Consider the following 4,077-nt stretch of genomic DNA (forward strand, 5'->3'; position numbering starts at 1 on the left):
CTTCGGTCTTCGCCTATTGGAACGGACTTGCCTTAGGCCTTCTGGGTACGATTAAGCTGTTTATCATTTGCACCTTTCTCGGGCTCGGTGGTGGGCTAATCATAGGAATGTTGCGCTACTCGAAGTCACGCTGGGTCAGCTATCCGGCGATGCTATACGTCGAGGTTTTCCGCAACACGCCCGTTCTGGTGCAGATCATCTGGTTCTTCTTCGCACTGCCCGTATTGACAGGCATTGAGGTCTCGCCCTTCCTGGCAGCGATCCTCGGGATCACGCTGAACACCATCGCTTTTTCGTCAGAGGTTTTTCGCGGCGGCATCCAATCCATCGAGCGAGAGCAGTGGGAGGCGGGAAAGGCGATTGGCATGTCCTACGCCCAGACCATGCGCCGCGTGATCCTGCCGCAAGCGCTTAAGCGCATGCTGCCGCCGTTGACCTCGCGGGGCATCGAGGTGTTCAAGATGTCGACACTCGCCTCTATCGTAGCCTATCCCGAGATGCTGCAACAAGCCAAGCTGATCGCGTCGTACGAATTTAATCCCATTGAGGCTTACACCGTGGTAGCACTAGTTTTCTTTGTAGTGCTGCTGCCCCTGGTGCAATTGACCTACATGCTGGAACGCCGCTTCGGAAAGAGTGACGCATGACAAACGCAATCGAAATACGCAAACTATACAAAAGGTTTATAGAACTAGAGGTGCTGAAGGGCATCAACTTGGACGTTGCACAAGGCGAGGCTGTGGTGCTTCTGGGGTCCAGTGGCTCCGGCAAGTCTACATTGCTGCGCTGCATAAACTTCATGGAAGAACCTACGTCAGGCCAGGTGCGCCTCAACGGTGATCTGGTCGGAACCGAACAAGGCGGCCGGATGCGGTATCGCGAGTCCGACCTGTGCAAGCTCCGCACTAGGATTGGCATGGTCTTCCAGCATTTCAACCTGTTCCCTCATATGACAGTTTTGGAAAACGTGATGGAAGGACAGTTGATTGTACTGGGCCGTTCCAAAGCCGAAGCCAAGGATAAGGCCATGGCGCAACTGACCCGCGTGGGTCTGGCGGAAAAGGCGCTGGAATATCCCGCACGTCTTTCCGGCGGCCAGAAGCAACGTGTCGCCATCGCGCGTGCTTTGGCAATGGATCCTCAAGTGATGCTATTCGATGAGGTGACCTCTGCGCTGGACCCTGAACTTGTGGGGGAGGTACTGAAAACCATGCGGCAATTAGCCGAAGACGGCATGACCATGGTCTGCGTCACCCACGAGATCGGCTTCGCCTATCATGTGGCCAACAAGGTTTGCTTTTTGCATGATGGGCAAATCCTGGAACAGGGTGCACCGCAAAACGTGTTAAAAACGCCAGAGACGGCTCGTGTTCGCGAATTCCTCGATGGACACTCGCTTTTCAAACTACCCAACTGAGTTAACAAACAAGGAGAATGATAATGAACTTGCTCAAAACAATAGCCAGCGTGGTCGCCGCGACAGCTGTACTCGCCCTTTCAACTGTGGGGGCCATGGCGCAATCAACCTGGGACGCCATCCAAGAACGTGGCACCCTTCGGATAGGTGTTACGCAGGCACCACCTTGGTTCACCAAGGATATTAGCAGTGGCGAATGGACCGGCGGACTTGGCGTCACACTGGGTCAAAAAATGGCAGAGGCGCTTGAGGTTGAACTTGAGACCGTCGAAGTCACCTGGGGAACTTCGATTGCTGCGCTTCAGTCGGACAAGATCGACCTTATGTACTTTCTATCTCCAACCGCATCACGCGCGCGGACAATCGACTTCACAACAAATCCCGTTGGTTACATTTCGCAAGCGGTTTTGGCCGCCGATGGTGTGGACGCGTCCACTTGGGCGGGTCTGAACTCGGGCGATACAAGCTTTTCTGTTCCGCAGGCCACTTCGATGGACCAGTTCCTGACCCGCATGGTTCCGGACGCCGACATTCAGCGTTTTCCTGACAACGCCGCCTCGATTGCCGCGTTCCAATCGGGCCGGGTTGATGCGGTCTCGCTGATGTTGCCGCCGCTTCTATCGGCGCGACAAAAACTGGGTGCGGGTGTTATCTCGGTACCGACGCCAGCCTTTACCGCACCGGTAAATATCGGGATGCGGCGCGAGGATGACAAAACCTTCCGTGACTGGCTCGATACTGTCAGCCACTACTGGTACGAAACGGGGCGTATCCAGGGTTGGTACGACGATTTCCTTGTGGACTTTGGCGTAGATCCGGCTGATAGCCCGCCAATCCAGCGGGAACAGATATTCATGCGTTAATCAAACAGTGGGGCGGATCACACCGCCCCACGTCATATAGGAAATCCAAATGACTTTGACCGAAATTCGCCCCTTACCGATTAGTGGACAAGTCCGCAACATGCTGCGCGACAAAATCATGGCGGGTGATCTGGCGCCGTGTGAGAAGTTGACAGAAACCAATCTGGCTGGCCGTTTGAACATCAGCCGGGGGCCCTTGCGCGAAGCCATCCTGCAACTCACTGAGGAAGGGTTGCTGGTCAAAGAAGCCTACAGGGGCCTGCGCGTGCGCTCGGTCTCGCGCCGCGAATTGTCAGAACTCTACTCAATGCGCACTACATTGGAACGGTTCGCGATTGAGGAATCCTGGGACAAGCGCACTGACGCAGCCCTTGACATTCTTAGGCGCCGACTAATCCGACTTGAGCAGGCCAGAACCGCAAAAGATGTCAGCGCCGCCGTAGATGGCGAGATTGCTCTTCATTCCTGGATCTACGAACTCAGCGGTCACAGCCTTCTGAAATCTCATTGGCAAAAGCTAGTGCCTTTGGTACAGATCTACATGTCTATCCACAATCGTCAGCACGGTGTCACGGGCGTTTTTATGGACGCCAACCATAAATACGTGGACCTTATGCAAGGCGACGATCGCGCGGCCATCTTGAACCACATTGGCGAACATATGCAAAAAGGCCTGGACTCCGTTTATGCTAGCGTGGAGGCAGACAGGTGAATATCGAAGTTAAATCCACCCATGACGCTCAAGACGATCCGCGCAACGATGATATTCTCATCTGGGTGAATGGCGAACTAGTTCGTAAGGACGATGCAAAGGTGTCGGTCTATGACTCGGGCTTCATGCTGGGCGACGGTATGTGGGAAGGAATGCGCCTGTATAACGGAGTCTGGGCGTTTTTTGACGAGCATATGGACAGGCTTTTCAATTCGCTCAAAGCGGTTTCGCTCGATCCCGGCCTTACTCCACACGATATCAAGGCTCTGCTCGACAAGACAGCGCAGGCCAATGGCATAACTACTGATGCGCATTGCCGCCTGATGATCACCCGGGGACGTAAAGCTAAACCGTTCCAGCACCCAAAACTCAGCCGATCTGGTCCCACGGTGGTCGCGATTGTCGAACATTCGAGGCCCTCCGAGATCGTTCAAGGCCAGGGCATCCGCCTGGCTTCGGTGCCGCAGGTGCGCGGACTTCCGACCAGCCAGGACCCAAAGTTTAACAGTCATTCCAAGCTGAATTGTGTGATCGCCTGCCTCCAGGCTGAACAGGCCGGTGCTGATGAGGCCTTAATGCTTGACCCACATGGCTTCGTAAATACCACGAACGCTTGCAACTTCTTCATTGTCCGGCGTGGCGAGGTTTGGACTTCGACCGGCGATTACTGCATGAACGGTGTGACTCGGCAAAAGGTCATTGATTTGTGTCGCTCCAACGGTATTCCGATCTTTGAAAAGAACTATTCACTCTACGAGGCCTACGGCGCAGACGAAGCTTTTTTGACTGGTACATTTGGTGCCCAAACCCCGGTGGCTGAGATCGATGGCAAGCAGATCGGCTATGGTAGCCGCCCGGTGATGATGCAGATCAGGGAGCTCTACAAATCCCTAATTGCCAGTGAGATTGAGCGCCATCGCAGAAACTAGGATAGGTTCGTTCGGTACTGTCAGACAAAACGAGCTTGAGCCGTGCAGGGCGGTTTCGTAGCCTCTCCGTATGACAAAACACTCTCCATTCACGTACATAAAACTGGGCACGCGATTATAGCACGATCTTGCCTAGGCCCGTGGACCGGGGGCCAA

General features: G+C 54.5%; 5 protein-coding genes. All 5 read left to right on the forward strand.

Annotated elements, in window-relative coordinates; all coding sequences use genetic code 11:
• A partial coding sequence (locus ABF287_RS13665; protein WP_347185556.1) for an amino acid ABC transporter permease occupies window positions 1-647 on the forward strand: 647 nt, incomplete at its 5' end.
• Window positions 644-1,417, forward strand: coding sequence for an amino acid ABC transporter ATP-binding protein (locus tag ABF287_RS13670; RefSeq protein WP_347185557.1), 774 nt, complete (start codon window positions 644-646; stop codon window positions 1,415-1,417). The genes ABF287_RS13665 and ABF287_RS13670, both read left to right, overlap by 4 nt.
• 23 nt (window positions 1,418-1,440) lie before the next feature.
• Window positions 1,441-2,280 (forward strand): transporter substrate-binding domain-containing protein, encoded by an 840-nt coding sequence (locus ABF287_RS13675; protein ID WP_347185558.1) that lies wholly within the window; start codon window positions 1,441-1,443, stop codon window positions 2,278-2,280.
• Between the two features lie 49 nt (window positions 2,281-2,329).
• Entirely contained in the window at window positions 2,330-2,992 is a 663-nt protein-coding gene (locus ABF287_RS13680; RefSeq protein WP_347185559.1) for a GntR family transcriptional regulator, read from the forward strand.
• The gene (locus ABF287_RS13685) at window positions 2,989-3,921 is read left to right on the forward strand and encodes an aminotransferase class IV (protein WP_347185560.1); all 933 of its coding nucleotides are present in this window, start codon (window positions 2,989-2,991) and stop codon (window positions 3,919-3,921) included. Before ABF287_RS13680 ends, ABF287_RS13685 begins: the two co-directional genes overlap by 4 nt.
• The last annotated feature ends 156 nt before the right edge of the window (window positions 3,922-4,077 follow it).

The sequence above is a fragment of the Pacificibacter sp. genome, assembly GCF_039769035.1.
Lineage (GTDB): Bacteria > Pseudomonadota > Alphaproteobacteria > Rhodobacterales > Rhodobacteraceae > Celeribacter.